Raw genomic sequence first — 26,990 nt, forward strand, 5'->3', positions numbered from 1 at the left:
GCCACCATGACCCGCGACCCCACCCCCGCCGCCGTTTCCGTTCACGATGTGGCGCGCGCGGCGGGCGTCTCGCAATCGGCGGTGTCGCGGGCCTTCACGCCGGGCTCCAGCCTGTCGCCCGACAAGCGCGACCGCATCATCGCCATCGCCGCGCAGATGGGATACCGGCCCAACCCGCTGGCCCGCTCACTGCTGCGGGGGAAGTCGAACATCATCGGCGTGGGCGTGGGCGATCTGGCCAACCCCTTTTTCGTGCAGACGCTGCAATTGCTCTCGCAGGCGCTGGAGACCGCCAATCTGCGCCTGATGCTGTTCCCGGCGCATGGCTCACAGGGCGCCGAACCCTCCATTCAGGAGGTGCTGCATTACCGCATCGACGCGCTGGTGCTGCTCTCGGTCAGCCTATCCTCGAAGCTGGCGGAGGAATGCCGCCGCGCGCAGGTGCCGATCATCCTCTACAACCGCACGACAGGCCAGCACGACGCCTCCTGCGTCGTGGGCGACAACACCACCGGCGCGCGCAGCATTGCGGCCCATCTGCTGGGCGGCGGGCATGAACGCCTCGCCTTCCTTGCCGGAACCCCCGAAAGCTCCACCAATGCCGAGCGCGAGGCGGGCTTCAACGCCTATCTGGCCGAACGCGGCCACCCTGCCCCCATCCGCGAGGAGGGCCATTTCTCTTTCGAGGCCGCGATGGCCGCGACCCGCCGCCTGCTGGTGCGCCCCGACCGGCCCGACGCCCTGTTCTGCGCCAATGACACGATGGCGCTGGCCGCGCTGACCGTCGCGCGCCATGAGTTCGGCCTCGATGTCGGACGCGAGATTTCCATCGCGGGCTATGACGATGTGCCGATAGCGGCCTGGCCCGGCTACGCCCTGACCAGCTATTCACAGCCCGCGCGGCAAATGGTCGATGAGACCGTGCGCCTGATCCACGCCCTGCGCGCCGATGCCGAGAGCCACGAAGAGGTGCAATGCCCCGGCACGCTGATGGTGCGCTCCAGCACGCGGCCTGCAAAAATCAGCGTATAATCCCCGCAAGGCCGATCAGGCCATGCGGGGATGGAACGGCCAGCCTTACTTCTTCCCGGCCGCCTCGGGATGGGCCTTCTGATAGGCGGCCATCTGGGTTTCCATGGCCTGACAGGGCGCGCTGGCGTGAGCCCTTTCCTGCGCCTGCTCCATGGCGGCATCGGCCGAAGGATCATCGCCCATGGCGCCCATATAGACCCCAATGCCGAACATCGCCTGAGGGAGCTGATTGGGCTTGGGCTGGCCGGCCAGCAGGGTCTTCATCTGCTCCAGCTTGGCATCGCGGTCGCTCACGAGCTGGGGCGCGCCCTCGGCATCCGGCTTGTCGGAGACGGCGTTGGCCTCATGGTTGAGCGCGATCAGACGCCCGCCATCGCTGGTATGGAGAAAACGGGCGAAGGCGGCGAACTGCTCGCGGTCGGCCGGGCCCGTCCCCTGCAGCTTGGTCAGCAGCGGGGTGACGAAGATGTCATCGCGGAACATCTCCTTCTGCATCTCGTTCACGCAGGCCGGAATGGCGGGGGCGGCGGCCTTCACCTCGGCGGGCATGCCCTCCATCATCTTGGCCGCGAAACCGCTCTGAAGCGCATGGGCGATCTGGAAATAGTCGCCGATATACTGCCGGAACAGCGGATCGGCCGAGAAGTTGCCCGCATCGATCGCGGCAACAGGCTGAGCGACTGCGGCACTGGAAAGAAGAGCCGATACCAGCATCGTCGCAAGAATTTTCATGTCACTTCATCCTCAAGGAGCATACCCCCGTCCACGGCGCATGCAGCACATGTCTGGCGACAAGTACAGGCACAGTAACCGCCCATGCCGGTAAATCCTGTTTGGAAATCCGGCGAAGCCGGATTTGCGGTACCAGCCCTCTCCCCCACCCGCACGCGCCCCCAAGCTGCACGCTTGCATGGCGCGCGTTCAGGCGCCAAGCAGGCTTCATGCGTATTGCCCTTTTCGAACCGGAAATTGCCGGAAATGTCGGCGCCGTCCTGCGCCTGTGTGCCTGTTTCGCCACCGCTGTCGATCTGATCGAGCCCATGGGCTTCACCTGGGACGACCGCCGCGTGCGCCGCGCCGCCATGGATTACATCGACCATGTGACCATCACGCGCCATGCCAGCTTCGAGGCTTTCCGGGCCGGCATCGGCACACAGAGGCTGGTGCTCTTCACCACCAAGACCGACCGGTCGGCCTATGATTTCACCTATCGGCCCGACGATATCCTGCTGTTCGGCAAGGAAAGCGCGGGCGTGCCCGCCGCGGTCTCGGATGTCTGCGACGCGCGGGTGCGGATCCCGATGCAACCGCAGGTCCGCTCGATGAATCTGGCCACCACCGCCGCCCTCGCGCTGGGCGAGGCCCTGCGCCAGACAGGCAGCCTGCCCGGCTAGGACATCGAGCTGGAAGACTCCGGCCGGCCCGGCAGGATCAGTCCTCCGGGCCTTTCCCCTGCTTGCCCTTTGCCTGATCATGCTGCGCCGCCTTGCGCAGCGCGCCAGGGCGAATGTCGAAGCGGCGCAGAAAGGCCCGGCTCAGAGCCGCTTCGGACTGATAGCCCGCATCCGCCGCGATCTGCGCCAGCGGCTCGGCGGTGTCCATGATCCGGTGCCGCGCGATCCCCAGCCGCAATTCGGTGAGGAAGCCAAAGGGCGGCAGTCCGGTAATCCGCCGGAACGCCCGCACCAGCGAGGGGCGCGACACGGCAGCGATGGCGGCCAGCTCATCCAGCTCCCACAGGCGCGCGGGATCTTCCAGCATGGCGGCGGCGGCCTTGGCGGTCTCGCGCGCGGCGAGCAGGGCCAGCAGGCCTTCGGCGGGCGCCAGAGTCTCGAAACAGCGGCGCAGCAGCATCACGAACATCGCGCTCGCCAGATCGCGGGTGATCGCGGCAGAGCCCGCCCGGTCCTGCTCCAGCTCGGCGACGATCAGGCCGATCAGGCCAAGGCAGCCATCGATCCCCCCCAACGTCAGCAGCACGGCGCGCGGCAGCGTGCGCAGCACCAGATTCTCGCTGCTGCTTTCCAGATGCAGCCTGCCGCAGACCAGCTCGGTGTCGATGGGCACGCCCTCGGTCTGCTTGAGGCGGATGGTGTCGCGGCCGGAATAATGGATGGGCCGGAAAGCCGCCCGGTCATCCCCGCCAAAGACCACATGACCATCGCCATGCGGCAGCAGCAGCACATCGCCCGCCTGCAGCGCGACCGGCGCCTGCCCCGCCCGCTCGACGACGCAACTGCCCTTCAAAACGATGTGAAAGGCCGCCCAACCGCTTTCCTCAGGGTCATGCCGGGCGCACCAGTCCCCGCCGAAGCGGCAATAGTCCTGAAGCTCCGGGCGGACCCGCAACATGGGGGCAAGGCTGGTCAGGGCGTCGCGCGGGGCGCGGGTCTCGTTCATGGCGGCAATCCCGTGATTTGATCCTCACGGTCATAAGCATGCGCCGCGCGGGCATCAACAGGCAGCACGTTCCGGGCCATCATGATCACATCGAAAAGGAGATGTACCATGATGATGAATTGGAACGAATACCGCCAGCAAGTCACCGCCGGCGTGGGCCAGATCGGCAAGCTCAGCCCCGACACGGTGAAGGGCTATGTCCAGATCAGCCAGGCCAATGCCGCCACCGGCACGCTGGATGCCAAGACCCGCGAGCTGATCGCCCTCTCGGTCGCCATCAGCCTGCGCTGCGACGGCTGTATAACTGTCCATGTCGCCGCCGCCCGCAAGGCCGGTGCCACCAAGGAAGAGATCGCCGAAGCGCTGGGCGTGGCCATCGCGGTCAATGCCGGAGCCGCGCTGGTCTATTCGACCCGCACGATCGACGCCTTCGACGCCCTCGATCAGGCCTGAGGAGGAACAGCCATGACCAAGCTCTATCACAACGCCCTGCGGCTGGTCGCGTCCCAGCGCTCCGACCGTCTGGGGATCGCCCTGATGAAGATCGCCATCGCGATCATCTTCCTCTGGATCGGCTATCTGAAATTCCAGCCCTATGAGGCCGACAGCATCACCACCTTTGTCGCCAACAGCCCCTTCATGCGCTTTTTCTACGCCCATCCGGCCGAGTATGCGGCGCATCTCACCAAGGAGGGCGTGCTGATCCCCGCCCAGCGCGCCTGGCAGATCGCCAACAACACCTATGCGTTCTCCAACGGGCTGGGCACGGTGGAGATCATCATCGGCACGCTGACCCTCTCGGGCCTGTTCTCGAAGCCTTTGGGTCTGGCGGGCGCGGTGCTGGCCTTTCTGACGCCCTTCGTCACCCTGTCCTTCCTGGTCACCACGCCAGAGGCCTGGGTGCCCGCGCTGGGCGATGCGCAACATGGCTTCCCCTATCTGTCGGGCGCCGGACGGCTGGTGATCAAGGATGTCGCCATTCTGGCGGGCGGATGGATCATCATCGTCGACACCGCGCGGCGGATGCTCGCCGGACGAGAGAAGGCCTGAAAACCAAACAGGCTCTCAGCATGACGCCGGTGGTCCCATGGCCGCCGGCGCGCTGCTGTTATCCGACCAGCCTCTCTTGCGCCACGGCGCGCACCGCATCGGAAAGATGTTGAAGCAGGCCGGTATGCAGCCGGGTGACCGCCCAGTGAAGCTGCACATCGATCCGCCGCCCCGGCGCCAGCTCCACCAGCGCCCCGCTCGCCAGGTGCGACGCCACAAGCTGCAGCGGATGCATGCTCCACCCCAGCCCTTCCAGCGCGAAATCGATAAAGGCATTGGTCGAGGGCACCCAATGCACCGGGCCGCCCGGCTCCACCCCGTAAGCTTCACGCGCCCAGCGGGCCTGAAGCCCATCGCGCCGGTCAAAGCGCAGATGCGGCGCCACCGCCAGAGCATCCCCATCCACCCCTTGCGCGAAATAGCGCGCCACAAAGTCCGGGCTGGCACAGGCGACATAGCGCAGCGCGCCCAGCGGGATCACCTTGCAGCCCTGCACCGGCTTGAGATCGGTGGTCACCGCCCCCAGCACCTCGCCCGAGCGCAGCCGGTCGGCGGTATAGGCCTCGTCATCCAGCTTCAGATCGAGCGAGACGCCGGTCTTGCGCACAAATGCCGCCATGGCAGCGGGAAACCAGGTCGCCAGACTGTCGGCATTGACCGCCACGCGCAGCGTCGGCGGCGCGGCATCGACGGATGCCCCCAGCACGCTCGCCATATCCTGCTCCAGCAAGCGCACCTTGTCGAGGTGAGCGCAGAGCGTCCCCCCCAGCTCGGTGGGCAGGCAGGGCGCGCCGCGCAGGATCAGGATCGCGCCCAGCCTTTCCTCCAGCCCGCGCACCCGCTGCGACACAGCGGACGGGGTCATGCCCAGAGCGGCGGCGGCCCTTTCGAAACTGCCCTCGGTGATGACGGCGGCCACGGCGGCGAGCGACGGATAATCCAGCATGATGAAGCCATGCTTCATCGAGATAAGAAGAACAAGTTTTACTTACCCGCCGCACCCGGCCATTCCGCGCGGCATGACGAACCTTTTCACCCCCTTTCTCTCGGGCTTTCTGCTCTCCGCCGCGCTGATCATGGCGATCGGCGCGCAAAACCTCTTCGTGCTGCGGCAGGGGCTGAGGCGCGATCATGTCGGGCCGATCGTGCTGCTCTGCGGATCGGCGGACGCCCTGCTGATCGCTGCCGGTGTGGCGGGCATGGGCGCCTTTCTGGCCGCCATCCCGCGCCTGACCATGGTGCTGTCACTGGGCGGCGCCGGCTTTCTGGCATGGTATGGGGTGAGCGCGCTACGCCGCATGGCCTCCCCCGAAGCCATGGCGGTGACGCAAAGCGCCAGCCTCTCGCTGCCCCGCGCGTTGGCCACCACGGCGGCCTTCACCTTCCTCAACCCGCATGTCTATCTCGACACGGTGCTGCTGATGGGCACCGCCGGATCGTCGCAGCCTGAGGTGCTGCGCCCCTTTTTCGTGGCCGGGGCGGCAACGGCCAGCTTCGCGTGGTTCACCGCGCTGGGCTATGGCGCGCGGGTGCTTGAGCCGGTCTTCGCGCGGCCTGCGGCATGGCGCGTGCTCGATGCGCTGGTCGGCGCGGTGATGCTGACGCTGGCGGCCTCGCTGCTGGGCCATGCCCTGCTGTCATGAGGCGGGCGCCACATCCTCCAGCCCCAGCCGCCGCTTGATCTGTCGGCGCGAGGCCAGCAGAAAGGCCGAGGCCATCTCGCCCTCGCCGAAAGCCCGCGCCGCAGTGGCCGCCCCCACCATTTCGGCAAGCGCCGAATTGGCCTCCTCCTCGGCCTGCGCATGGCCCAGCGCGGCCAGCCGGTCGCGCAGCCGGTTGCGGAAACGCTCGATCCCCGCGGCATAGGCGGTGCGCGCCTCGGGCGGCAGGCGGGTGGCCTCGCTCATCAGCGAGGTCAGCGCGCAGCCCCGCTCGCGCCAGGTGATCCGCTCCTCGGAGAGATAATCGTCGATATAGGCCGCCAACCCCGCCGCCAGATCGGGCTGATCGAGATGACGCGCCAGCGAGCTGCGGTTGTCCTCGAACAGGCGGTCGATCGTATGGGCCACCAGATCGTCACGGCTCTCGAAATGGGCGTAGAAGCCGCCATGAGTCAGCCCCGCGCGCTTCATCAGCGCGGCGACGCCAATGCCGTCGAAACCATGCTCGCGCATGGCCTTGGCCGCTTCATCGAGGATGCGGGCGCGGGTGCGCTCCTTATGCGACAGTTTTTCGCTCACGTTCAGGTCCTTTTCTCCCATCCGCCGCCCAGCGCGCGGATCGCCGCCACGCTGGCGCGCGCCGTGTCGGCCCGCGCCATGGCCAGACGGTCAGCGGCGGCGAGCAGCGCGCGATCGGCATCAAGGACATCGATCAGCGACACTACACCGGCGCCATAGGCTTGTCGCGCCTGGTCGCGCGCTTTGGTCAGCGATGCAAGCTGTTGCTCGCGCAGGGCAATTTCGGCGCGGCCCTGCGCCAGACCGGTCAGGGCATTCTCGACATCCTCGGTGGCATGCAGCACCGCGCCGCGATAGAGCGCCAGCGCCTCGGCCTCCCGCCCGCGCGCCTGAGCCACCTGCGCATCGACCTTGCCGAAATCGAACAACCGCCAGCGCAGGCCCGCGCCGCCACTGGCCTGAAGCGCATTGCCGGTCAGCAGCCCCGCGCCGCCCACCGTGGCCACGCCCAGCAAGCCATCGAGCGAGACATGCGGGTAATATTCGGCCATGGCCACGCCGATCCGCGCATTGGCGGCGGCGACCTGCCGCTCCGCCGCGACCAGATCGGGGCGGCGGCGCATCAGTTCGGCAGGCTGAATGCTACCGCCCGGATCGGGGGCGAGCGGAATCGCCACGGCATTTGCCAAGGTTTCCGCCCCGCTGCCCGCCTGCTGGCCGCCCAGCACCGAGAGCCGGTTGATCTGCCCGGCAATCGCGGCTTGCAGCGGCGGAATGGAGGCCTCGATGCCCTGCTGCTCGCCCAAAGTGCGGTTGAGCGACAGGTCGGAGGCGACACCCTGATCGCTCTGCTGGCGGACCAGATCGACAAGCTGCTTTTCGGTCTGCAACTGCCCCTGCGCCACCGCCAGCCGCGCCTGAAGCCCGCGCAATTGCAGATAGGCGTCAACCGTTTCCGCCGCGATGCTGAGGCGCACCGCATCGGCATGGGCCTGCGTGGCGGCCAGATCGGCCCGTGCCGCCTCACGCCCGCGCCTCAGGCCCCCGAAGAGATCGATCTCCCAACTGGCCTGAGCGCCCATCTGATAGAGCGAATAATCCCTCGGAAAACCCAACTCGCGCGAGGCCGCGCCAAAGGGCGTCTGCAGCGAGGTCCGGTCACGCTCCGCCGAGGCCCCCACACCCACGGTGGGCAGCAGCGCCGCGCCCGCCGCTCTGGCGACTCCGCGCGCCTGGGTGATCCGCGCGGCGGCTGCGGCAATGTCCATATTCTGGGCCAGCGCCTGATCGACCAGAGCGTCCAGCACCGGGTCGTTGAAGCGCTTCCACCATTGCGCCTCGGCCGGGGCGATGGTGGCGGGCGCATGATAGGCGGCGGTCAGCGCGACCTCGGGCTTGTGGTAATCCGGGCCAACGGTGCAGCCCGTGAGCAGGCTGGTGGCCAGCAATGCGGATAACAGTTTCATGGACAACATCTCCTCAATGCGCCGCATCGGGCGGCGGCGGGGCGGCGTTGGCGGGCGGGCGGCAGAAGGGCACCATCACCAGCGCGCCGATGAACATCCAGGCCAGCAGGCGGAACACATCGTTGAAGGCCAGAGTCAGCGCCTCGCGCCCCGCCACACGGGCGAACAGGCCCTGAGCGGAAAGCAGCGCCTGATGCGGATCCGGGGCAATCGCGCCCATCCGCCCGGCCATGGCGGCGATGGTGTCGTTGATGGGGGCGGCGCCATGGGCCATGGCCTCGCCAAGGCGCAGGCTGTCGATGCGCGTGTGATCCTGCAGCAGCGTGTTGACCACGGCGATGCCGATGGCCCCGCCCAGATTGCGCATCAGATTGAACAGGCCCGAGGCATATTTGAGTTCGGCAGGCTGGAACCCGGCCAGCGCCATGGTCACGCTGGGCACGATGCACAGCATCATCGCAAAGCCGCGCAAGGCCTGACTGGGCGCCAGCTCCCAAAAGCCCCAATTGTTGGTCATGTTCGAGGACAGCCACAGGCTGAGGGCAAAGCAGCTCAGCCCCACGGTGATCATGATCCGCGCGTCCAGCCTCTGGCTGAGCGAGGCGGCCACCACCACGCTGAGCATCTGCGCCAGCCCCACCACGATCACCGTCTCACCGATCTGCAGCGAGTCGAAGCCCCTCACCTGCCCCAGATAGACCGGCACCAGATAGACCGCCGAATACATGCCCACCCCCAGCACCAGATTGAAAACGCAGGCAAAGGCGAATGTGGGCCGGCGAAAGGGGGAGAGCTTCACCAGCGGATTGGGCGAGAAGAAGGACCGCTCCAGAAAGAGCACAAACCCCACCAGCGAGCACCAGCCCGCCATGGCGATGGTCTGGTCGCCGAACCAGTCATGGCGCGGGCCTTCCTCCAGCACATATTCGAGGCCCGCCAGAAAGACGGCCATAGCGATCAGATGGCTCCAGTCGATGCGGGCGAAGAGTGCGGGCTGGGCGCGGTCGACGCGGATCACCTGCGATGACAAAACCGTCACCACGATGCCCGGCAGCACATTGATGAAGAACAGCCAGCGCCAGTCGAGCCAGTCGGTGATCGCCCCGCCCGCGCTGGGGCCCAGCGTGGGGGCCAGCACGCTGACCGCGCCGAGGATCGCCGGGATCATCGCGCGCTGCTTGCCGGTGAAGATGGTGAAGGCGGTGGCAAACACCAGCGAGACCATCGTGCCCCCGGTAAAGCCCTGCGCCGCGCGAAAGGCGATCATCGAGCCCATGTCCCAGCTCAAACCGCACATCAGGCTGAAAAAGGTGAAGCTGGCCGCCGAGAAGGTGAAGGCCCAGCGCGTCGACATCGCATGGGCCAGATAGCCCGAGAGCGGGATCATCACCAGTTCGGCCATCAGATAGGCGGTCTGCACCCAACTGATCTCGTCCGGCCCGGCGGCCAGCCCCGCCTGCACATCGCGCAGCGAGGCCGAAACGATCTGAATGTCGAACAGGGCCATGAACTGCCCGAAGGCCATCACGGCCAGAATCAGGAATTTGCGCGGCGTGGGCATGCCCTGCGGGTCATGCGCCCAATCCTGCCCGATTCCTTTCAGCCAGCCTGTCATCTTGGCCCTTTCCGCTTTCATCCCGAGAAATGCTCTCGACATATATGACGGTCATCATTTAAATGACAATCATCATATTCGCAAGGGCGCATCTGGCCCGCACGTCAGGAGGTTTCGATGAGTGAAGCGGTACAGAGCCCGGCGATGGCCCGGCAGGCACAGGGCGAACCCTTTGATCAGGCGCCCGAATCCACCCGGCGCGGCCCCGGCCAGCGCACGGTGATCGCATCGGCCGTGGCGTTGGCGGCGGCTCTGGCGGGGATCGGCTGGATCGCCATGAGCCCCTCCACCGAATCGACCGACGATGCCTATGTCGCCGCCGACTCGACCTCTGTGGCGCCCAAGGTGCGCGGGCTGGTCTCGGCGGTGCTGGTGCGTGACAATCAGGCGGTGCATGCGGGCGATCCGCTGGTCCGCATCGATCCCGAGGAGTTCGACGCCAGGCTGGCGGCGGCGCAGGCCAGTCTTGCCGATGCCAGGGCCAATGTCGCCTCGGCCCGCGCCGCGCTGGTCAGCCTCGGCGCCGAGCAGCAGCTCGATGCCGCGCAGGTGACAGCGGCGCGCACCCAGATCCGCTCCTCCACCGCCGAGGCCGAGCGCGCCGACACCGACCGCCGCCGCTATGACACGCTGGTGGCGACCGGCGCGGTGGCGCGGCGCGATGCCGACACCTATCGCACCACGGCGGTCTCCGCCGAGCAGGCCGCCGCGCGCAGTGCCGCCTTGCTGGCGGTGGCGCAGCGCAGCTCCGGCGTGACTTCGGCCAAGCGCCCCGGCCTGCAGGCCGCGCTGGACAAGGCGCTGGCCGGGCAGCAGCAGGCGCAGGCCGCGCTTGATCTGGCGCGGCAGGATCAGGGCCATACGCTGATCCGCGCGGCGCTCGATGGCACGGTGGGCAACCGGCAGGTGCGGGTGGGCGATTATGTGCAGCCCGGATCGCGTTTGCTGACTTTGGTGCCGATGAATGCGCTCTACGTCACCGCCAATTTCAAGGAGACGCAGATGCGCCATATGCGCGTCGGGCAAAGCGTGACCATCGCGGTCGATGCGCTGGGCCATGGGCTGAAAGGCACGGTGGAGAGCATCGCGCCGGGGTCGGGCTCCAGCTTCTCGCTGCTGCCTTTCGAGCCGGGGACGGGCAATTTCACCAAGATCGTGCAGCGCGTGCCGGTGCGCATCCGCTTCGATGCGTCGCAGGCCGGGGCAGACCTGCTGCGGCCCGGTCTTTCGGTAACGGCCAAAGTGCGGGTGGGCGAGTGATCGCCCGCATCAATCCTTCTGGAAATGCGAGGTCTTGTCGAAGCCTTCATTGGCCTTGGCCATGCGGATCAGCTTGCGCAGATAGGCCCTGACCTCGCGCTCGAAACGGCGGTCGCTGTAGACGCCGGTGCGATTGTATTCGTCGCGGCCCAGCAGTTCTTTCAGATAGAGCCCAAAACCCGCCTGATCCTCCAGCGAGGCATGGCGCTGCGCCAGACGACAGACGAACTCTTCGGCGGCGGCCTTGTCGTAATCGTCCTCGTAATCGCGGCCCATGCGCTCGGCCCGGACCTGATCGACCTGCGAGGCGGCAAGGCGGCTGGCCAGCCAGGTGCGGACCGTCTCGGCGTTCCATTGCGTGCTGTCCATGTGTGTCCGCCTCCAGACCGTTGATCGGGCCACCCGCCTAGAGGGCATGCCCGGCCACGGCAAGCCGCCATTGACCCTTCCGGCGCCCGCCCCTATCTGCCCCCTGCGGCGACAACGTTCCCGCCTCAGCCCTGATCGTCCGGTCGGGGCGGGAGATCAAGACCGGGACGGCCCGGCAACTTTCGCAAGGAGGTTGCCGCCATGCCATGGTTAAGTCTGATGATCGCCGGTCTGCTCGAAGTCGTCTGGGCCAGCACAATGAAGCAATCGCAGGGGTTTTCGCGGCTCTGGCCCAGCGTCATCACCGTGGTCGCGGTGATGGCCAGCTTTGGCCTGCTGTCATGGTCGATGCGCTCGCTGCCGCTGGGCACGGCCTATACCGTGTGGACCGGCATCGGCGCGCTGGGCGCCTTTGTGGTGGGCGTCGCCCTGCTGGGCGAGGCGCTGACCGCCATGCGCGTGACCGCCGCGCTGCTGATCCTTTCCGGGCTGGTGCTGATGAAGCTGTCGGGCGGGGATTGAGTCCGGCGGCGCGCAACCACATGGGATCTTGATGGTTTCTTGCAGGACAGCGGCACCAACCGGTGCCGCGATCCGAGACGCAAAGGACCGTCCATCCGTGTCGACCAAACCCAAGCTGATCATCCGCAAGGCCCGGCTGAAGGACAGCCATGCCATCGCCGCTTTGTCCGAACGGGTCTATGGCCATGCGGGATCGATGACGGAAGAACAGATCCGCGCCCAAATCAACAAGTTCCCCGATGGCCAATTGGTCGCCGAATATGAGGGCGAGATCGCTGGGCACTGCGCGACCTTCATCATCTCCGAAAGCGTGGCGCTCAAGCCGCATAGCTGGTTCGAGATCACCGGCAACGGCTATGCCTCGCGCCATGATCCCGATGGCGATGTGCTCTACGGCATGGAGGTCTGCGTCGATGCCAAATTCCGCCGGTTACGCATCGGCCAGCGTTTCTACCGCGTGCGCCGCGAATTGTGCGAGCATTTCGAGCTGAAGGGCATCGCCTTTGGTGGGCGCATGCCCGGCTATGCCCGGCGGCGCCGCGAATTTCCCGACCCCAAGGATTATCTGGAGGCGGTGCAGAACAAGCGCGTCCGCGACACGGTCATCAACTTCCAGATGGCCCAGGGCTATGAGCCGCTGCGCGTGCTGAAGGACTATCTGCCCGTCGACCATGAAAGCATGGGCCACGGCATTCTGATGTATTGGGCCAATCCGCTGGCGCCTCAGGCGGTCAACACGCGGACCTTGGCGCCGCATGGGCGCCTGCCCGCCAGCGTGCGCATCGCCACGGTGCAGTTCCAGATGCGCCGCATCAACGCCATCGAGGAGTTCGAGGAGCAGGTCGAATATTTCGTCGACGTCGCCGCCGATTACAAGGCGGACTTCGTGCTGTTTCCCGAGCTGTTCACGCTGCAACTGCTCTCCATCGACAATGGCAAGCTTTCCCCCATCGAGGCGATCCGCAAGGTGGCGGCCTATAAGGACCGCTTCTGCGCCTTCATGGAAAGGCTGGCGGTCAGCTACAACATCAACATCATCGGCGGATCGCATCCCACCCAGATCGAACGCGCCCCCGGCAAGGAGGATGAGATCCGCAATGTCAGCTATGTCTTCCTGCGCGACGGGGCGACCTTCGCTCAGGAAAAGCTGCATCCCACCCCCTCCGAAGCGCGCTGGTGGAACATCAAGGGCGGTTACGGCGCCAATGCGATCCAGACCGATTGCGGCCCCATCGGCGTGATGATCTGCTACGATTCGGAATTTCCCGAGCTGGCGCGCCATCTGGTCGATCAGGGCGCGCTGATGCTCTTCGTGCCCTTCTGCACCGATGAGCGGCGCGGCTATCTGCGGGTGCGCTATTGCTGCCATGCCCGCGCGGTGGAGAACCAGTGCTATGTCGCCATGTCGGGCGTGGTGGGCAATCTGCCCAATGTCGAGGCGATGGATATCCATTACGCCGAAAGCGCGATCCTGACGCCCTCGGACTTCCCCTTCGCCCGCGATGGCGTGGCGGCCGACACCGCGCCCAACACCGAGACCATCGCGATTGCCGATGTCTCGCTGGCCGATCTGCTGAAAAGCCGCCAGTCGGGCGCGGTGCAGAATTTGAAGGACCGCCGCTTCGATCTCTATCGCGTGCACTGGAAGAAGCAGCGCGCGCCCAAGGTTACGGCCTGAGCGATGGGGGCGGCGCGATGGCCGCCCCTTGAAGGTTACTTCAGGGCGGCCAGACGCGCGGCCACCTCGGCGCGCTTCTGCATGGCATCGATCTCGGCGATCTGGTCGACCGGAGCGGGCGCGGCACCGGCAGCCGAGACGATCCGCTCGAAAGCCTGCTGAGCGCTGTTCAGCTCCTGACGGCGGTCGCTCTCGGCCTTGGGAACACCCTGCCCGGCCAGCGCCTGATCGAGGCGCTGGGCCAGAAACGCTTCCTTCTCCTGCTCCATCTGCACCTTGCGGGCCTTGAGCGTGCCCAGCCCTTCGGCGATCTCGGCCTCATGCTTGGCCAGCGCCTCGGCCTTGGCCTTGAGGGCTTCGGCCTGCGCCTCCAGATCGATCTGCCGGGCGAGCGCCGCCTCGGCCAGATCCTCACGCCCCTCGGCCAGCGCGAAACGCGCCTTCTCCGTCAGTTGCGCGGCCTCGGCGCGAAGCTGCTCCTGCTGGCGGGCAAGCTGCGCGAGGCGGGCCTGCACATCATCACGCTCGGCCTGAAACTGGGCGATGCCGCGATCGACCTCACGCACGGTCTCGCGCAGGATGCTGCCGCTGCCCGCGCTTTCGAGCTTGTCGACGGCATCTTCCAAAGTGGCTGAAATAATCCGCCCAACGCGCTGAAAAATCGGCTCGGTCATGAAGATCCTCATGAAATGATGCTGCAACGGCATGGCTTTTAGCCGGCACCCTTAAAGCATTTCTAAAAAGCGCCGATCGAAGCGCGGCTTTCTTCGCATGTTGTTCATAAACGCCCGCTCCCACCCCGGCGACCGGCTTGCGACTGGCGCCCCGCCATGCGCGACAGCCTGCCGTACCCTTCCACCGGCCCGACCACCAAAAGGGGCGCCCAAGGCAACATCCCCCACCCTCGCGCATTGGGACATGAAACATACCGGGAGAGTTCATGCCTATTGCCTTGTTTCTGGCCGGAGCGATGATGGCCGCCACGCCGCTGGCCGCGCAGGCGCAGACCGCCCCGGCGTCTCCCCCTGAAAGCGCCACGCCGCCTGAAAGCCCCCCGCCAGCGCCTGAAAAGAACGTGCTGGAGGGCGATTTCCTCACCGTGGGCGGCGGGCTGATCTATGGGCCCAGCTATGAAGGCTCGAACGATTACATCGCCCAGCCCATCCCCGCCATGCTGGGGCGGATCGGCGGGGTGACGATCAGCCCGCGCTCGGGCGGTCTCGCGCTCGATGTCATTCCCGATCCCAAGGGCGCCAAGGTGGGCTTTTCCTTCGGCCCCACCGCCACCTATTCGGCCAACCGCGACCGGCATATCGTCGACCCCGTGGTGCGCGCCGCCGGGCGGCTCGATGCCGATATCGCGGTGGGAGCCAGCGCGGGCGTGTCGGTCTATCGCGTGCTCGACGCCTATGACAGCGTCTCGGCCTCGGTCGATGTGAAATGGGATGTGCGCGGGCCAACGGGGGGCATGCAGATCTCGCCCTCGCTCAACTACATCACCCCGCTCAGCAAGAAGCTGATCGCCACCATCTCGATCTCGGCCAAGCATGTGAACCGGGATTACGCCAATTATTACTATTCGGTCTCGGGGCAGCAAAGCCTGGCGAGCGGGCTGCCGCTCTATCAGGCGCGCGGCGGCTGGGCCAGCGTGGGAGGGACGCTGATCATGGGCTATTCGCTTGCGGGCGATCTGCGCAAGGGCGGCTTCTCGCTGGTGGGGATCGCGGGCTACACGCGGCTGCTGAACGATGCGCGCGACAATCCCTACACCGCCATTCGCGGCACGCCCGCGCAATTCGTGGCGGGCGGCGGGATCGCGTATACGTTTTGAGAGTCTGTTTGAAAATCCGGCGAAAGAGCCGGATTTTGCGGCACCGGCCCGCTTCCCCGCCCGGCCACCCAACGGTGTATCCTGTGGGTGGCCGGGCGGGGAAGCGGGCCGGTGCCGCGCGGACAATGCGCAAAAGCGCATTGTCCGCATGAACACTCAGGCCGTGACCGGCTCGCCGGCGGTGAGCTGGCGCGCCTCGGCAACCGCGCCCTCGATGGCGGCCTTGCGGGCGTCATCGCCGCGCCCGATGCCCTCGGCGATGATGTATTGCGCATCACCCAGACCGATAAAGCCCAGGATCGTGCGCAGCAGCGTCTCGCCGTGCTCATAGGCCGCAAAGGGCGAGCCGCTGTGATAGACATTGCCCCGCGCCAGCGCGACCACCACCCGCTTGCCCGCGACAAGGCCCTTCACCCCGTTCTCGTCATAGGAGAAGGTGGTGCCCCGCACGACGATGCGGTCGAGCCAAGCCTTCAACTGCGTCGGAATGGTGAAATTGTAGAAGCCCGCGCCGATCACCACGATATCGGCCTCGAGGAATTCGCGCAGGTCTTCGCCCTCGGCAAGCTGGCCATAGGCCTCCAGCGTCAGGTGATCGATCGGCGCCGCGGCCAGATCGCGATGGGTGACCTCAACGCCGGGATGCAACTCGCGCAGCCTTTCGACCGCCGCCGCCGAGATGGCCCGGCTGGCCGAATTGTCGCCAAGGATGCTGGAATCGAGATGAAGAAGCTTGGTCGGTGTCATGGGGGGGTAACTCCGGTCTGGATTTGTGACCAGGACCAGCTATGTGACTGGAAGCCACCTGCCAAGAACGCATATTTTTAGGACCAGGTCACATGGATATGCCCACCCCCGATCTCCCCACCATGCCCGAGCAACCCGGCATCAGCGCCGAATGCCGCAGGATGAACAGCATCCTGAGCATTGTGGGCGACAAATGGACGGTGATGATCGTCATGGTGCTGGTCGAGGGGCCCCAACGCTTCAACGCGATAAAGCGCATCATCGGCGGCATCTCGCAGCAGATGCTGACCCGCACCCTCAAAGCACTCGAACGCGACGGCATGGTCAGCCGTACAGTGCACCCCACCGTGCCGCCTCAGGTGGAGTATGCGCTCACCCCGCTGGGCCATTCGCTGGCGGTGCCGGTGCGCGCTCTGGGCGCCTGGGCGCGCGGCCATATGGAGGAAATCGACGGCCATCGCATCCGATATGACACGCGCGACCTAGCGGGTTAGGACGCTCTGGTTTAAGGGGCCGATTAAACCCGTCTGCGAAAGGCGGGACAACCGACGAAAAGGGAAGACACGAGATGCCTGCCGATCGCCGCATGCGCGCGACCTGCTATGATGTGGCCGAAAGGGCGGGCGTCAGCCAGTCGACCGTTTCGCGCGCGCTGGCCGGGCATTCCTCGGTGTCGGAAGGCACGCGCAACCGCGTCGCGCTGATCGCGCGGAGCATGGGCTATCAGATCGACAGCGTGGCCGCCGCCGTGCGTACCGGCCGCATCGACACCATCGCGGTGGTGGTGCTGGCGCGCGAAAGCGGCCCGCCCGAACATTGCAACCCCTTCCACCACAATCTGCTGGCCACCATCTGCCAGGCGGCGTCAGCGCGCGGGCTGGAAACGCTGGTCTCCTTCCAGAGCCGCCCCGACACGCTGCGCGGCAATTACGAGGTGGCGCGCAAGGCGATGGGCGCCATCGTGATCGGCACCAGCGAAAACCGCGAGGCATGGCGCTATTTCCGCCAGATCGCCAAAAGCGGCGCCAACATCGTGGGCTGGGGCACGCCGCATGCCGACATGCGCTGGGTCCGCGCCGACAATGCCGAGGGCGGGCGCCTGGCCGCGCGCCATCTGCTCGACGCCGGCTGCCGCAACATCGCCTTTCTGGGCGCCGGGCGCCATGCTCCCCCGCAGTTTTCCGAGCGTTTCACCGCCTGCCAGGCGCTGCTGGCGGAAGAGGGGCTGGAGCTGCTGCGCCTGCCCATGCCCAAGGGCGCCTCGCGCCACGATCAGGGCTTCAGGGCGGGTCAGGCCCTGCTGGCACAGCATCCCGACTGCGACGGCGTGATCGCCGCCAATGACAGTCTGGCGCTGGGGCTACAGAATGCGCTGCGTCCTTCCGGCGCGCTCGAGCGGATCGCGCTGATCGGCTTCGACGGTTCCTATGAGGCGCGCCATGCCGTGCCGCCGATCCCCTCGGTCGCGCCCGATTTTCAGGAGGCCGGGGCGCTGCTGCTCGATGCGCTGATGAACAAGGGCCGCGATGCCGGGAAAGAACCGCCGCGCCCCTCGGTGCATGTTGTTACGCATCTTTGAAAATCCGGCGGAAGCTTGCGATTTAAGAGCGGCATCGGCCCACTCCCCCGCCCGGTTACCCTACGGTGGTATCCTCTGGGTGGCCGGGCGGGGGAGTGGGCCGGTGCCGCAAAATCCGGCTCTTCCGCCGGATTTTCAAGCCAAAGCCAGCCGCACGCAATCGCGCCCGTCACGCTTGGCCTCATAGAGCGCCAGATCGGCCCGCTCGATGCCGGAGGCCAGCATGTCATGCGCGCCGATCTCCACCGCGCCGAAGCTGACGGTGGGCATGGCCAGCCCCAGCCCGGTATGCGGCCCCTCCTCGGCCAGCGCCACCCGCAGGCGGTTGAGCAGATCCCCCACCTCATCCAGATCGACGCCGGGCAGCAGCAGCACGAACTCCTCGCCCCCCGCGCGTGAGACCAGATCGCCCGCCCGCACATTGGCGCGCAACCGGCGGGCAAATTCGCTGAGCACCATATCGCCCGCCTTGTGGCCGAAACGGTCGTTGATCGACTTGAAATTGTCGAGATCGGCCACCGCCACGCAGACCGGCATGCCGCTGCGCCGGCACTGCGCCTTAACCCGCCGCGCCGCCTCATCGAAGCCGCGCCGGTTGAGCAGGCCCGTCAGCGGATCGACGATGGCCAGATGGCGGATGCCATGGGCCAGATCCTCGGCCAGCAGGAACAGCGCGAACAGGCCGATGCCGGTCAGGCTGGCGGGCACGCCCAGCACATAGACGGCATGGTAAATCTCGGCGGCGCCCGCCCCCCATGGGTCGGTCATCAGCCCCAGCACGGTCAGCAGGCCGAAGAAGCCCATGAACAGGCTCATCATCGCCAGAGTGATGCGCCCCTCGGCCATTTCGCGCTCCGGGCCCTGGCGCAGGGCGCGGATCGAGAAGAACAGCATCGCCACCACATAGGTGGTGACCACGGGATGATGCACCGGCCGGTCGGGATAGCGCACCACCAGCACGCCGCAGCCCAGCACCAGCAGCGCGAGAGAGGCCAGAATCCAGCGCTGGTCCCGCAGCCCGCTGCGCTCGCGAAAGCCCAGCAGCACCAGGGTGGAGCCCACCAGCGATGCGGTGCAGGAGGCCAGATTCATCGCCGTATGGTCGCCCGGCACCAGCAGGCGCAGCGCCATCAGCGTGTGATCCAGCGCGATCAGCGCGAAGGCGCTGGCCCAATAGGTGGCATGACGCTCCCGCCCGAAGCGCAGATAGGCGCCGTAAAGAGCGATGGCCAACAGCAGGCTGGTGCTGGCAACGCCAAAAAACGCGAGGGCAAGAACACTCATCCCGCCCAATTAACAGCATCGCCCCGCCGTTCCAAAGCCATCCTGCGCCGCGCGCGTAAAGTTTACATCACTGTATCCCTCACGCGTCATGGGGAAGACACGTAGGTCCCCGAAGCGGCACCGGCCCACTCCCCCGCCCGGCTACCCTATGGTGGTATCCTCTGGGTGGCCGGACCAAGAACGCTGATGACGCGAGTGGGCCGGTGCCGCAAAATCCGGCTCTTTCGCCGGATTTTCAAAGAAACCCCCGGTTCTTCTCGCGGATCAGATCGATCAGCGCCCGCAGACCGGCGGGCACATGGCGCCGCCCCGGATAGTAAAGACACAGCCCCGGATAGGGCGGGCACCAATCCTCCAGCACCGGCACCAGCCGCCCCGCCGCGATGGCCTCGCGCACCGACCATTCGCTCAGATAGGCCAGCCCCACGCCCTCCAGCGCCGCCTCCAGCATCACCGTCATCTCGTCGAGCGTCAGCGCGCCCTGCACATCGACCTCGACCTTCTCGCCGCGCTTCTCGAACTCCCAGCGCCAGATGCCGCCGCTGGCCATGCGGGCGCGGATGCACTGGTGGCGGTGCAGATCGGCGGGCACCAGCGGGCGGCCATGCGCCGCCAGATAGGCGGGCGTCCCCACCACCAGCATGCGGATCTCGCCCCCGATGGGCACGGCGATCATGTCCTGAGGCACCGCCTCGGCGATGCGGACCCCGGCGTCGAAACCCTGCCCGACGATATCGACCAGCCGCCCCTCGGTGACCAGCGTGACCTGCATATCGGGATAGCGGCGCAGGAAATCGAGGATAACCGGCGTCAGGATCATCCGCGCCGCGCCCGCCGAGGTGTTGATCCGCAGCATGCCGGTGGGCGTGTCGCGATGGCTGTTGATACCCTCGATGGCGCCGCCGATCGCGGCCAGCGCGGGGGCGATGCGGGCGATGAACTGCTCGCCCGCATCGGTGGCCGAAACGCTGCGGGTGGTGCGGTTGAACAGGCGCACGCCCAGCCGCGCCTCCAGCGCCGCCACCGCATGGCTGAGCGCCGAGGTGGACATGCCCAGCTCGGTCGCCGCCGCGCGGAAGCTGCCCAGCCGGGCGACGGCGGCGACGGCCTCATATTCGGTCAGTCCGGTCGAGGCCTTTGCCATTATCCTGAATCCTGCATCATCTCATGCCATTCTATCCGCCTTATCGCATCAATGCCAGAGGCCTATCTGAAGGTCACCCCAACAGGAGACCTCTCATGACCCTTATCGACCAGATCTACATCGACGGCGCTTTCGTGACCCCGCATGGCACGGACTTGTTCGACCTCCACAACCCCGCCACCGCCCAGGTGATCGGCCAGCTGCGCATGGCCGATGCCATCGACGCCGAGGCCGCCATTGCCGCCGCCAAGCGTGCCTTCGCCAGCTTCTCGCGCAGCACCAAGGCCGAGCGCATCGCCCTGCTGCACCGCCTCGCCGACACGCTGGACAAGCGCCGCGAGGATCTGATCGAGGCCACGATCGAGGAGTATGGCGCGCCAATTTCCCGCTCGGCATGGATGGCCGATTATGCGGTGGGCGCCTTCCGCCTCGCCGCGCAGGTGCTGGAAGCCTATGATTTCACCCGCCAGATCGGCACCGCGCGCGTCACCATGGAGCCGCTGGGCGTGGTGGGGATCATCACGCCGTGGAACGCTAACGCCGGTTTTATCGCCGGCAAGCTGGCCATGGTGATCGCCTCGGGCTCGACCTGCGTGATCAAGCCCAGCGAGATGAGCGCGATCCAGACCCAGATCGTCACCGAGGCACTGCATGAGGCGGGCGTCCCGGCGGGCGTGTTCAACATCGTCACCGGGCGCGGCGATGTGGTGGGCGCGGTGCTGTCGGGCCATCGCGATGTGGCCAAGCTCTCCTTCACCGGCTCGACCGCCACGGGCCGCGCGATCCTGCGCGCCGGGGCCGAGAGCTTCAAGCGGGTGACGCTGGAACTGGGCGGCAAATCGCCGATGCTGGTGCTGGAGGATGCCGATTTCGGCGCCGCCATTCCCTTCGCGCTCAACGCCGGTTTTATGAACAGCGGGCAGGCCTGCATCGCGGGCTCGCGCATTCTGGTGCCCGCCAGCCGTCTGGCCGAGTTCGAGGCGGCGATCAGCGAGGCCATCGCCGCCTTCCCCTCGGGTGATCCACGCGATCCCGCCACGGCGATCGGCCCGATGGTCAGCCAGCGCCAGTGGGATCGGGTGCAGTCCTACATCGCCAAGGGCCTGAACGAAGGCGCCCGCCTGCTGACCGGCGGCGAAGGGCGGCCCGATGGCACGCAGGGTGGCTGGTTCGTAAAACCCACGATTTTCAGCGATGTACGCAACGATATGACCATCGCGCGTGAGGAAATCTTCGGCCCCGTCCTCTCGATCATCCCCTATGCGGATGAGGAACAGGCGATCACCATCGCCAATGACACCGACTATGGGCTCCACGCCTATGTCGCCGGGCGCGACGAGGACCGCGCGCGCTCTGTGGCCGACCGCATCGTGGCGGGCCGCGTCATCATCAACGCCGCGCCGATGGAGATGAGCGCGCCCTTCGGCGGCTTCAAGCATTCGGGCATCGGGCGCGAGGGCGGCAGCTTTGGGCTGGAAGCCTTTCTGGAACCCAAGGCGGTGATGGGCTGATCCGCCGGGCGCCTGCCTTTACGGGCGGGCGCCCGCTTCTCCCAAAGTGGCGTACAGAAACAGGCGCCAGCGTTTCCGGAAATGCGCCTCCAGCACGATTTTATCCGCCGCCCCTTCGGCCCATTTGAGCCGATTGGCCTCGCCATCGAGCAGGTCGATCAGGATAGCGGCGACATCCTCCTCCACCCGCCATCCCGCAGGCGGCGTGGCCGCCTCCACCGCCGCGCGCAAAGGGGCGAGCGACTCCGCGCTCCACAGCATCAGCCGTTGGCGCAGATCCGGCGAACTGGCCGCTTCCAGCAAAATCGCGGCATAAAGCGCCGCATAGGAGGGCGTCGCGGAGAGCGTGAAATAAGCCAGCGCCATGGCCTCAAGCCGCTCCAGCGGCGTGGCATGGCCCTCCCCCGCCTCGGTCAGAACCTGCGCGAATTGCACCATATCCCGCGCCACCACCGCTTCGAGCAGCGCCATCTTCCCGGCATAACGATGGTACAGCGTATGCTTGGACCAGCCCAAAGCGGCGGCGATCTCCTCCATCGAGGTGCCCGCCACCCCGCGCCGGGCAAAACGCGCCCGCGCCTCATCCAGCAGCAGATCGTTCATGGCGGCGGCCCGCTCTCTGGTGGGCCGCCCGCCGCGTTTTTCCGTCATCGCCTGCCTCCTTGCCGCGCCATATTGCATTGTGCGGCAAAAATTAATAGCACGTATCTGTGCTGTTTAAAGGATATGCCATGCCATCGATCACCGCCTCCGCCCTTGGCTGGGCCTCGCCAGAGGGGCGCGCGGTGCTCAGCGGCATCGACCTGCAGCTCGGGCGCGAGCGGGTCGGGCTGGTGGGCCGCAATGGCGTGGGCAAGACCACGCTGCTCCACCTGCTAAGCGGCGAGCGTCAGCCCACCAGCGGCAAGATCACCCTCGACGGCCACCTTCACCTGATGCGTCAGGCGCTGGCCACCGACCCGCAGGCCAGCATCGCCACCCTCTTCGGCGTCGCCCCCGCGCTGGCCGTGCTGCGCCGCGCCGATGCAGGCCTCGCCACGCTGGAGGAGATGGGCGACGCCGACTGGACTCTCGAAACACGGATCGAGGAAGCGCTGGCCCGCGTCGGCCTCGATGCCTCGGGCGAGACGCTGCTGGCGGATCTGTCGGGCGGGCAGCGCACCCGCGCCGGGCTGGCGGCGGCGATCTTTGCCGCGCCGGACTTCCTGTTCCTCGACGAGCCCACCAACAACCTCGACCGCGAGGGCCGCGCCGCGCTGATCGCGCTGGTCGAAAGCTGGAACGCCGGGCTGCTGGTCGTCAGCCATGACCGCGAACTGCTCGAACGGATGGACGCGATCCTGGAGCTGACCACGCTGGGCCTCACCCGCTATGGCGGCAACTGGAGCCAGTATCGCGCGCGCAAGGCGGTGGAACTGCAGGCGGCGCAGGACGATCTGGCCCATGCCCGCAAGCATCAGGGCGAGATCGAGCGCCGCGCCCGCCTCGCCACCGAGCGCCAGCAGAAGCGCGATGCCGCCGGATCGCGCAAGGCCGCACGCGGCGATATGCCGCGCATCGTGATGGGCCTGCGCAAGAATGCCGCCGAGGCCAGCAGCGGCAGCGGCGCGCGCCTCAGTGAAAGACTGGCAGCGCAGGCCGGCGATGCCGTGGCCGCCGCGCGCGAACGGATCGAGGTGCTGCAGCAACTCTCCATCACCCTGCCCTCCAGCGGCCTTTATGCCGAGCGCGACGTGCTGACCATGACGGGCGTGACGGCGGGTTATGACCCCGCCCACCCCGTGCTGAACAACATCGACCTCACCATCACCGGCCCTCAGCGCATCGCCATCACCGGCCCCAATGGCATGGGCAAAAGCACGCTGCTGCGGCTGATTTCGGGCGATCTGGCGCCGCTGGCGGGGCGGGTGGCGGTGCATGTGCCCTGTGCCATCATCGACCAGCATGTCGGCTTTCTCGACCCCGCGCTCTCCATCCTCGACAATTTCCGCGCGCTCAACCCGGACGCCAATGAGAACGCCTGCCGCGCCATTCTCGCCGGTTTCCTGTTCCGCGCCGATGCCGCGCTGCAGAGTGTGGGCACGCTGAGCGGCGGGCAGATGCTGCGCGCGGGGCTGGCCTGTCGGCTGGGCGGCACGCATCCTCCCGCGCTGCTGGTGCTGGATGAGCCGACCAACCATCTCGATCTCGACTCGATCCAGGCGGTGGAGGCGGCGCTGGCGGCCTATGACGGGGCGCTGCTGGTGGTCAGCCATGACGAGGCCTTCCTCGACGCCATCGGCATCGCGCGCCACCTGCGCCTGCAACCGACCGGCGATGGCCCCGCCACGCTGACAGAAGAGCAAAGCCGTTGAAATCATGGCGCGCGCCGGTGGCATGCTGGCGCCCGCTCATGCTAAAGCGCCGCCACCAGTCGCAAGGGAAAGCAGCGCGATCATGACGGACACCGTTATCGGCGAGCAGATATCGTTCGGCCCCTTCACCCTCTCCCCCGGCGAGCGGCTGCTGACGATGGACGGCGCCCCGGTGGAGATCGGCGGGCGCTCGCTCGACCTGCTGGTGGTGCTGACCGAGCAGCCGGGCCGCGTGCTCTCCAAGCGCGAACTGCTCAAGCGCGTGTGGAGCGATGTGGTGGTCGAGGACGGCAGCCTACGCTTCCATATGGCAGGCCTGCGCAAGCTGCTGGGCGATGGCAAGGATGGCGCGCGCTATATCGCGACGCAGGTCGGCGTGGGCTATGCCTTTGTCGCCCGTGTCGAGCGGCAGGCGGGCATGGGCACGCCGCCTGCCTCCGCCCCCGAAAGCCTTGCCCCCGAAAGCGCCGCGCCGCTCAGCCTGCCCTCGCGCCTGCCGGTGCTGATCGGGCGCGAGGGCGATGTCGCGCTGCTCGAACAGCGCGTGCCCGATGCCCAGCTTTTCGCCATCGTCGGGCCGGGCGGCGTCGGCAAGACCTCGCTCGCCGTCGAGATGGGCCACCGGCTGGCGGAGCGCTTTGCGGGGCAGGTCGCCTTTGTCGATTTCTCCATGCTGGAAAATCCCTCGCTGGTCCCCGGCATGATCGCGGGCGCCATGGGCGCGCCGGTGCAGAGCGAGGACCCGCTGGCCGTGATGCTGGGCCATATGCGCGATGCGCCCTTCCTGCTGCTGCTCGACAATTGCGAGCATCTGATCGAGCCGGTCGCCCTGCTGGTCGAGCGCCTGATCGAGGCCGCGCCGCAGCTCCGCATCCTGGCCACCTCGCGCGAGCCCCTGCGGGTGCGCGGCGAGCATATCCACCGCCTTGATGCCCTCACCTGCCCGCCCGAGGATCCGGCGCTGTCGATGGAGGAGATCCTCAGCTTCCCCGCCGTGCAACTGCTGCGCGACCGCGCCTGCGCCGCCGACACCGCGCTGACCATCGACGCCGAGGCCGCGCGCCTGATGGCGGGCCTGTGCCGCCGCCTCGACGGCATGGCGCTGGCCATCGAGCTGGCGGCGGTGCGCGTTGCCACCCACGGCCTGCATGCCGCCGCCCAGCAGCTCGAGGAGCGTTTCAGCCTTGGCTGGGCCGGGCGGCGCACCGCTCTGCCGCGCCAGCAGACGCTTCAGGCGATGCTCGACTGGAGCTACGATCTGCTCAGCGAGGCGGAGCGCACCGTGCTCGAACGGCTTTGCGTCTTTGTCGGCCCCTTCTCGGTCGATGCCGCGCTGGAGGTGGTGGCCGATGCCGCGCTGGGCAGCGACGAGGTGGTCGCCGCGCTCGATGCGCTGACCAGCAAATCGCTGGTGGTGCCCAGCCGGGCGCGCGGATCGGGCACCTATCGCCTGCTCGAGATGACCCGCGCCTATGCCCGCCAGAAATTGCGCGCGCGCGGCGCCGAGGCCTTCAACACCGCCGCCCAGCGCCATGCCGGTTTCTTCCTTGCCGAGCTGGAGGCCATCGCCACGCAGGATGAGGATGTGCTGGCCGACCCCAGCCCGCTGCGCCAGCAATTGGGCAACATCCGCAGCGCGCTCGACTGGTGTTTCGGCCCTGATGGCGATCCGCGTATCGGTGTGCGTCTGGCCGCCGCCAGCACGCCGGTCTTCATCAACCTGTCGCATCTGGTCGAGTGCCGCAACTGGTGTGCCCGCGCGCTCGATGTGCTGGAGGAGAACCGGCGCGGCTCGGCGCTGGAGCTGGAATTGCAGGGCGCTCTGGGCCTCGCGCTGATGTTCACGCGGGGCAGCAGCCCGGCGGCGTGGCAGGCGCTGTCGCGCGCGCTGGCGCTGGCGGAAAAGCTGGACGATCCGTGGAACCAGCTTCGCATGCTGGGCCGCCTGCATATCTTCCATGAGCGCATCGGCGACTGCGCCATCACCATGGATCTGGCCTCGCGCGCTGTGGACATCGCCGAAACGCTGCGTCTCGCCGGGGCACCCAACCATGGCGAGGCGCTGGGCGTGGCCCTCTCGCTCTCGGGCATTTCGCATTATCTGGCGGGCGACCAGCGGCAGGCGCTGCGGGATCTGGAAAGCGCGCTGGCCCATTGCCCGATGTTCAGCCGCAACCGCATGATCCATTACGGCTTCGATCATCGCAGCCGCACCGCCATCGCGCTGGCGCGCACGCTGTGGTTCTCGGGCTATGCCGAGCGGGCGACCACCCTCACCCGGCAGGCGGTCAGCCAGTCGCTGCGGCTCGACCAGCCGGTGGTGCATTGCATCGCGCTGATCTGGCAACTGTCGCTGGCACTGTGGGTCAGCGATTTCGAGGGCGCTCGGGAAGCGCTGGAGGCCTTCGAGACCTGCGCGCAGGTCAATGCGCTGGCGCCCTATATCACCGCCGCCAAGGGTTTTCACGCCATGCTGGCCCTGCGGCAGGGCCGCCACGAGGGCGTGGTCGAGGCGCTGGAGGACAGCCTCTCGCAACTGCGCGCCACCCGTTACGAGCTGCTGACCACGCCCTTCTCCATCGCCATGGCCCGCGCCATGCTGCGGGAGGGCCGCCCGCATGAGGCGCTGTCACTGATCGACACCACCATCGCGCGCTGCGGCACCATCGGCGAGGGCTTTGCCATGCCCGAACTGCTGGGGCTGAAGGCGCAGATCGCCGCCGCCCTTGGCGAAGGGCCCGACACCGTGATCCTGCTGCTGCAACAGGCGCTGGCCACCAGCCGCCAGCAGGGCAACCGCGCCTGGGTCTTGCCGCTGGCCTCGGCGCTGGCCATGCCGCTGGCCGAAAGCGGCCGCCGCGACGAAGCCCATGCCATGCTGGACGACATTCTGGCCGAGACCACCGGCCATGAAGATCCGCAGGATCTGGCGCATCTCAAAAGCCGCAAGGCGGCGATCCGCTAGAGC

26 protein-coding genes are annotated in these 26,990 nt (G+C 67.2%); 14 read left to right on the top strand and 12 right to left on the bottom strand.

Annotated features, from left to right (window positions below):
* Positions 1-6: 6 nt before the first annotated feature.
* Positions 7-1,032 carry a LacI family DNA-binding transcriptional regulator gene (locus ABDW49_RS14540; RefSeq protein WP_343612733.1) on the top strand — a complete coding sequence of 342 codons (1,026 nt, stop codon included), beginning with the start codon at positions 7-9 and terminating at the stop codon, positions 1,030-1,032.
* Positions 1,033-1,077: 45 nt separating this feature from the next.
* On the opposite strand, the gene ABDW49_RS14545 is transcribed toward ABDW49_RS14540, so the two are convergent.
* Positions 1,078-1,764 (bottom strand): hypothetical protein, encoded by a 687-nt coding sequence (locus ABDW49_RS14545; RefSeq protein ID WP_343612734.1) that lies wholly within the window; start codon positions 1,762-1,764, stop codon positions 1,078-1,080.
* A gap of 209 nt (positions 1,765-1,973) precedes the next feature.
* On the opposite strand from ABDW49_RS14545, the gene ABDW49_RS14550 reads away from it, so the two are divergent.
* Positions 1,974-2,426 carry a tRNA (cytidine(34)-2'-O)-methyltransferase gene (locus ABDW49_RS14550; protein ID WP_343612735.1) on the top strand — a complete coding sequence of 151 codons (453 nt, stop codon included), beginning with the start codon at positions 1,974-1,976 and terminating at the stop codon, positions 2,424-2,426.
* Between the two features lie 37 nt (positions 2,427-2,463).
* Here the strand turns inward: ABDW49_RS14550 and ABDW49_RS14555 are convergent, their stop codons facing one another.
* Positions 2,464-3,432: an AraC family transcriptional regulator gene (locus tag ABDW49_RS14555; protein WP_343612736.1), complete on the bottom strand. Its 969-nt coding sequence runs from the start codon at positions 3,430-3,432 to the stop codon at positions 2,464-2,466.
* A gap of 108 nt (positions 3,433-3,540) precedes the next feature.
* On the opposite strand from ABDW49_RS14555, the gene ABDW49_RS14560 reads away from it, so the two are divergent.
* Positions 3,541-3,885 (top strand): carboxymuconolactone decarboxylase family protein, encoded by a 345-nt coding sequence (locus tag ABDW49_RS14560; RefSeq protein WP_343612737.1) that lies wholly within the window; start codon positions 3,541-3,543, stop codon positions 3,883-3,885.
* Between the two features lie 12 nt (positions 3,886-3,897).
* On the top strand, positions 3,898-4,482 hold the full coding sequence (gene rclC, locus ABDW49_RS14565) for a reactive chlorine resistance membrane protein RclC (protein WP_343612738.1): 585 nt from the start codon (positions 3,898-3,900) through the stop codon (positions 4,480-4,482).
* 58 nt (positions 4,483-4,540) lie between these two features.
* Here rclC and ABDW49_RS14570 read toward each other — a convergent pair whose 3' ends face one another.
* Positions 4,541-5,428, bottom strand: coding sequence for a LysR family transcriptional regulator ArgP (locus ABDW49_RS14570; protein WP_343612739.1), 888 nt, complete (start codon positions 5,426-5,428; stop codon positions 4,541-4,543).
* A gap of 73 nt (positions 5,429-5,501) precedes the next feature.
* On the opposite strand from ABDW49_RS14570, the gene ABDW49_RS14575 reads away from it, so the two are divergent.
* Complete coding sequence (locus ABDW49_RS14575; RefSeq protein ID WP_343612740.1) at positions 5,502-6,125, top strand: LysE/ArgO family amino acid transporter; 624 nt, start codon at positions 5,502-5,504, stop codon at positions 6,123-6,125.
* Here the strand turns inward: ABDW49_RS14575 and ABDW49_RS14580 are convergent.
* From ABDW49_RS14580 to ABDW49_RS14590, 3 genes are read right to left on the bottom strand one after another with little or no spacing between them, the layout of a single operon-like run.
* Positions 6,120-6,722, bottom strand: coding sequence for a TetR/AcrR family transcriptional regulator (locus ABDW49_RS14580; RefSeq protein WP_343612741.1), 603 nt, complete (start codon positions 6,720-6,722; stop codon positions 6,120-6,122). The genes ABDW49_RS14575 and ABDW49_RS14580 overlap by 6 nt on opposite strands.
* Positions 6,723-6,724: 2 nt before the next feature.
* Complete coding sequence (locus tag ABDW49_RS14585; RefSeq protein ID WP_343612742.1) at positions 6,725-8,128, bottom strand: efflux transporter outer membrane subunit; 1,404 nt, start codon at positions 8,126-8,128, stop codon at positions 6,725-6,727.
* Between the two features lie 13 nt (positions 8,129-8,141).
* The gene (locus ABDW49_RS14590; protein ID WP_343612743.1) at positions 8,142-9,743 is read right to left on the bottom strand and encodes a DHA2 family efflux MFS transporter permease subunit; all 1,602 of its coding nucleotides are present in this window, start codon (positions 9,741-9,743) and stop codon (positions 8,142-8,144) included.
* A 117-nt stretch (positions 9,744-9,860) separates the two neighbouring features.
* Here ABDW49_RS14590 and ABDW49_RS14595 point away from each other — a divergent pair, with 117 nt between their 5' ends.
* Positions 9,861-11,003 (top strand): HlyD family secretion protein, encoded by a 1,143-nt coding sequence (locus ABDW49_RS14595; protein WP_343612744.1) that lies wholly within the window; start codon positions 9,861-9,863, stop codon positions 11,001-11,003.
* A 9-nt stretch (positions 11,004-11,012) separates the two neighbouring features.
* Here ABDW49_RS14595 and ABDW49_RS14600 read toward each other — a convergent pair whose 3' ends face one another.
* Positions 11,013-11,372 (bottom strand): hypothetical protein, encoded by a 360-nt coding sequence (locus ABDW49_RS14600; RefSeq protein WP_343612745.1) that lies wholly within the window; start codon positions 11,370-11,372, stop codon positions 11,013-11,015.
* 201 nt (positions 11,373-11,573) lie between these two features.
* Here ABDW49_RS14600 and ABDW49_RS14605 point away from each other — a divergent pair, with 201 nt between their 5' ends.
* Both ABDW49_RS14605 and ABDW49_RS14610 read left to right on the top strand, forming a co-directional pair.
* Entirely contained in the window at positions 11,574-11,894 is a 321-nt protein-coding gene (locus tag ABDW49_RS14605; RefSeq protein ID WP_343612746.1) for a multidrug efflux SMR transporter, read from the top strand.
* 97 nt (positions 11,895-11,991) lie between these two features.
* On the top strand, positions 11,992-13,572 hold the full coding sequence (locus ABDW49_RS14610; RefSeq protein WP_343612747.1) for a carbon-nitrogen hydrolase family protein: 1,581 nt from the start codon (positions 11,992-11,994) through the stop codon (positions 13,570-13,572).
* Between the two features lie 35 nt (positions 13,573-13,607).
* Here the strand turns inward: ABDW49_RS14610 and ABDW49_RS14615 are convergent, their stop codons facing one another.
* Entirely contained in the window at positions 13,608-14,246 is a 639-nt protein-coding gene (locus ABDW49_RS14615; protein WP_343612748.1) for a PspA/IM30 family protein, read from the bottom strand.
* A 266-nt stretch (positions 14,247-14,512) separates the two neighbouring features.
* Between ABDW49_RS14615 and ABDW49_RS14620 the strand changes: the two genes are divergently transcribed.
* A complete protein-coding gene (locus tag ABDW49_RS14620; protein WP_343612749.1) occupies positions 14,513-15,403 on the top strand; it encodes a MipA/OmpV family protein in 891 nt (296 codons plus the stop codon).
* A gap of 156 nt (positions 15,404-15,559) precedes the next feature.
* Here the strand turns inward: ABDW49_RS14620 and ABDW49_RS14625 are convergent, their stop codons facing one another.
* Positions 15,560-16,150 (bottom strand): NAD(P)H-dependent oxidoreductase, encoded by a 591-nt coding sequence (locus tag ABDW49_RS14625; RefSeq protein ID WP_343612750.1) that lies wholly within the window; start codon positions 16,148-16,150, stop codon positions 15,560-15,562.
* A gap of 92 nt (positions 16,151-16,242) precedes the next feature.
* Between ABDW49_RS14625 and ABDW49_RS14630 the strand changes: the two genes are divergently transcribed.
* Both ABDW49_RS14630 and ABDW49_RS14635 read left to right on the top strand, forming a co-directional pair.
* Positions 16,243-16,644: a helix-turn-helix domain-containing protein gene (locus ABDW49_RS14630; RefSeq protein ID WP_343612751.1), complete on the top strand. Its 402-nt coding sequence runs from the start codon at positions 16,243-16,245 to the stop codon at positions 16,642-16,644.
* A gap of 74 nt (positions 16,645-16,718) precedes the next feature.
* A complete protein-coding gene (locus tag ABDW49_RS14635; protein WP_343612752.1) occupies positions 16,719-17,729 on the top strand; it encodes a LacI family DNA-binding transcriptional regulator in 1,011 nt (336 codons plus the stop codon).
* A 135-nt stretch (positions 17,730-17,864) separates the two neighbouring features.
* Here the strand turns inward: ABDW49_RS14635 and ABDW49_RS14640 are convergent, their stop codons facing one another.
* A complete protein-coding gene (locus ABDW49_RS14640) occupies positions 17,865-19,013 on the bottom strand; it encodes a GGDEF domain-containing protein (protein ID WP_343612753.1) in 1,149 nt (382 codons plus the stop codon).
* Between the two features lie 235 nt (positions 19,014-19,248).
* Positions 19,249-20,157, bottom strand: coding sequence for a LysR family transcriptional regulator (locus ABDW49_RS14645; RefSeq protein ID WP_343612754.1), 909 nt, complete (start codon positions 20,155-20,157; stop codon positions 19,249-19,251).
* Between the two features lie 95 nt (positions 20,158-20,252).
* Between ABDW49_RS14645 and ABDW49_RS14650 the strand changes: the two genes are divergently transcribed.
* Complete coding sequence (locus ABDW49_RS14650) at positions 20,253-21,668, top strand: aldehyde dehydrogenase family protein (RefSeq protein WP_343612755.1); 1,416 nt, start codon at positions 20,253-20,255, stop codon at positions 21,666-21,668.
* A gap of 18 nt (positions 21,669-21,686) precedes the next feature.
* Here ABDW49_RS14650 and ABDW49_RS14655 read toward each other — a convergent pair whose 3' ends face one another.
* A complete protein-coding gene (locus ABDW49_RS14655; RefSeq protein WP_343612756.1) occupies positions 21,687-22,319 on the bottom strand; it encodes a helix-turn-helix domain-containing protein in 633 nt (210 codons plus the stop codon).
* Positions 22,320-22,399: 80 nt separating this feature from the next.
* Between ABDW49_RS14655 and ABDW49_RS14660 the strand changes: the two genes are divergently transcribed.
* Positions 22,400-24,022, top strand: coding sequence for an ABC-F family ATP-binding cassette domain-containing protein (locus ABDW49_RS14660; protein ID WP_343612757.1), 1,623 nt, complete (start codon positions 22,400-22,402; stop codon positions 24,020-24,022).
* Positions 24,023-24,104: 82 nt separating this feature from the next.
* Entirely contained in the window at positions 24,105-26,987 is a 2,883-nt protein-coding gene (locus tag ABDW49_RS14665; protein ID WP_343612758.1) for a winged helix-turn-helix domain-containing protein, read from the top strand.
* The last annotated feature ends 3 nt before the right edge of the window (positions 26,988-26,990 follow it).

It is taken from the genome of Novosphingobium sp., assembly GCF_039595395.1.
GTDB lineage: Bacteria > Pseudomonadota > Alphaproteobacteria > Sphingomonadales > Sphingomonadaceae > Novosphingobium.